Origin of the sequence: Synechococcus sp. Cruz CV12-2-Slac-r (assembly GCF_024346075.1) — a bacterium.
GTDB lineage: Bacteria > Cyanobacteriota > Cyanobacteriia > PCC-6307 > Cyanobiaceae > Synechococcus_D.
In genome coordinates, this window is record NZ_JAGQEK010000193.1 from 1 (window position 1) to 2,906 (window position 2,906).

The 2,906-nt window shown below is 46.1% G+C and carries 4 protein-coding genes; 3 read left to right on the forward strand and 1 reads right to left on the reverse strand.

The window, feature by feature from the left end; translation table 11 throughout:
• Nucleotides 1–423: 423 nt before the first annotated feature.
• On the reverse strand, nt 424–747 hold the full coding sequence (locus tag KB557_RS10455) for a hypothetical protein (protein WP_255133970.1): 324 nt from the start codon (nt 745–747) through the stop codon (nt 424–426).
• A gap of 266 nt (nt 748–1,013) precedes the next feature.
• Between KB557_RS10455 and KB557_RS10460 the strand changes: the two genes are divergently transcribed.
• From KB557_RS10460 to KB557_RS10470, 3 genes are all read left to right on the forward strand, one after another.
• Nucleotides 1,014–1,508, forward strand: a complete 495-nt coding sequence (locus tag KB557_RS10460) for an SLOG family protein (protein WP_255133972.1) — start codon at nt 1,014–1,016, stop codon at nt 1,506–1,508.
• A complete protein-coding gene (locus KB557_RS10465) occupies nt 1,505–2,137 on the forward strand; it encodes a siphovirus Gp157 family protein (protein ID WP_255133975.1) in 633 nt (210 codons plus the stop codon). Before KB557_RS10460 ends, KB557_RS10465 begins: the two co-directional genes overlap by 4 nt.
• 2 nt (nt 2,138–2,139) lie before the next feature.
• Nucleotides 2,140–2,906 (forward strand): RAD52 family DNA repair protein (locus KB557_RS10470; RefSeq protein WP_255133977.1); only part of this gene is annotated, 767 nt, incomplete at its 3' end.

Consider the following 2,906-nt stretch of genomic DNA (forward strand, 5'->3'; position numbering starts at 1 on the left):
TACCTTGGATAATAGGTAGCTCTGCAATAGCCTCTGTTGCAAATGTAGTCTCTATTGTCAATATATATAGGTTGAACAACCCTAATAATTCTCACCGGAGCCACATTGTGGTTAGCTGACTGGGAAGATACAGGTTCAGTCCACTTTTCACCATTAAAAAACGTATTCACATATCCACCTTTACCGTCCTCGCAACTAAGAGCGGTAGTTCCATGAAATTTGCAGCCGCCGGCATAAATAGGGGGAGCAAACAAAGCCGAGGACCCAATGCCTATCAACAAAATAATCGTTTTGAGATTTTTCATAGTGTAGAAATAGATAAAAAAGAATCCCGCAGTTTAAGGGAGTTTTAGACCATCTTGAGCAACCATTAGCTTCTCGTTCTGCCGAATGCAGGGTGATTCCAAACCCAGCTCTGCACCTTTACAACCAACTGCGATAAGCACTACGCATTTTTCTAGCGGCTGCTTTTTGTTTTGCAGTGCCAAATTGCGGGCTAGTTCCATTACGCCGCCGCCTTACCCAACTGCCTTTACGTATTAAAGCAACATCAGCAGCTACTGCACGCTGCGCAGAAGCAATAGAGCCGTAACCCTGTTTCTTTTGCTTAGCAGCAAGCCGTCTTGCCTGAGCAGCACCTGTGGCATTAACAACCGTTGCAGTAGATCTGCGCTCCCAGAAAACGAGGTAATACATACCCGCCATTGCCGCACCCGCAGGGCCAACACCCACAGAGCCAAGACCCATTGGGCCGAGCGTTCGGCTTCTCGAACTTGGCACATCCTACGGCTGTGCCTTTTCGTTCTCAGCCTCCGCTCTATAAATTGGCCCATTTGATATTAAGAATTGGGCCTAAAGTTATTCCGGCGGCTGCCGTATTTGCTCAGTTGTTGCAACAGGTTTAGCCGCTATAGCTATTAATTATATGCTAAAATATGGAGGCACCAAAGGCCCCGAGCCCATCGCCTGCGGTAGGTTTTCTCTCTTTATGTTCACCTCTATCTTTATTGTTTATGTCTCAAATTATTGTTGCTTGTGGAGGCCGTGATCTGATTATTTCAGATCGTGAATGTGCCCTTTCAATGTTATCTGTTGTTCCAGGTTGTGATGTTCATTTATTGATTCATGGCAATGCCAAAGGGGCTGATGCTGCAATTGCAGGGGCGGCCTATCAATTGGGTTGGCCGTGCATTGGGATCTCAGCTGATTGGTTAAAGCATGGAAAAGCTGCTGGCCCTATTCGTAATGGGCAGTTATTGCAATTAGCAATTGAGAAGGCAGAAATGCTTCAAATTGAGGAATTAGCTAAAGCCAAAGCTCAATTTCCGCTGTCGTGGGCTTCTCATTCATTAGCCCAGATCACCGTGATCGCATTTCCTGGCGGGAAAGGCACAGCTGATCTAGTGCGGCAAGCGCAGAAATTATGCAATAGATCCCCAGTTCCAATCGTTATTCGCCACATTTCCGCCCCTCGAGTCCACGCACTTTCTCCTGCATTAGCAAAATGATTTCCCTTCCCTCCATCCCAGCCCCACAGGGGCCAGCCCCAATGGGGCCAGCTACAGCCACAGTATCAGTTACAGCAACAGCTACATCGGGCCTTGGTTTATGGCAACTCGGTATAGAAGCTCAGTCGCTTACAGCTCAGATCGCTGCACTAGCTGAACAGTTAGAAGCAGAAGATCCAGCGCTTGCCCAAACAGCTTTAGGTGAACTTGAAAGTGTTTTATTGCAAGAAGAAGGCAATAAACAAAAACTATCAGATAAAGCAGATGCCACCTGTTGGGTAATTGATCACCTCAGAGCGCAAGCAAATTACAGAGCAGCACAAGCCAAAAGGCTTGCTGATATTGCAAAAGCTGATAATACAAGGGCTGATGCACTTGAAACCTCGCTTTTATATGTTCTTACCCGGCTGCAACCAGAAGCAAAACGTTTTAGTTTCCCTAATCATGAAATCACAAGCCGTAAATCAACTGTTGTTGAAATCATTGATGTTGATAAAATTACTGCGGAATGGTTACAGGTAAAAACTATTACAACACCAGATAAAAATGCAATAAAAGATGCAATAAAAAAAGGCGTAAAGGTAGAAGGTGCTGCTGTTATCAACCGTACAAATTGGAAGATTAATTAATTATGTTTACTCAATCACAGCAAGAAGCATTAGCAGCACCGCTTGATCGCGCCAATGTTCAAACCCGCAGCCAATCAAATCGCAATTTCTCTTACCTAGAAGGTTGGCATGTGATCGCAGAAGCAAACCGTATCTTTGGTTTTGATGGCTGGCAGCGTGAAACCCTCCACTGCCAATGCGTATCAGAAAGGGAAAGATCCATTGGTTCAGGCCAACGTTCAGGTTGGGGTGTTACCTACACCGCCAAAGCACGCATCCAGGTAGGGGAGATCATTAGAGAAGGCAGTGGCGCTGGTCACGGCATCGATATGGATCTCGGTCAAGCCCATGAATCAGCATTAAAAGAAGCAGAAACCGATGCGATGAAAAGAGCATTAATGACCTTTGGTAATCAATTTGGTCTAGCGCTTTATGACAAACAACAACGTGAAGTAGCCGCAAAACCAGCTCCCAGGGCCAACAGAGGCGAACCCCACAGGGTCGAAACCCCAGCCCCGATGGCGGCACCAGTAGTTAGAACCCACAAGGCCGAGCCAGTAACTCCACCAGTTACTAGGCCAGTAGTTACTCCAGTTGCTAGGCCAGTGGCTATTCCTAGAAGGGCAAACCACACAGGGAATGAGGGCCAACGGGCTACTGCAAGGGAATTACTTGCTGCGGAGTTAAAGGAATTAATAACGCAAGCAAAGCAATTACCAGCGGATGGTTTACTTGCTGTTACCACATTATTTAGAGAGAAATATTTAATTACAGCTGATATTCCAATAAC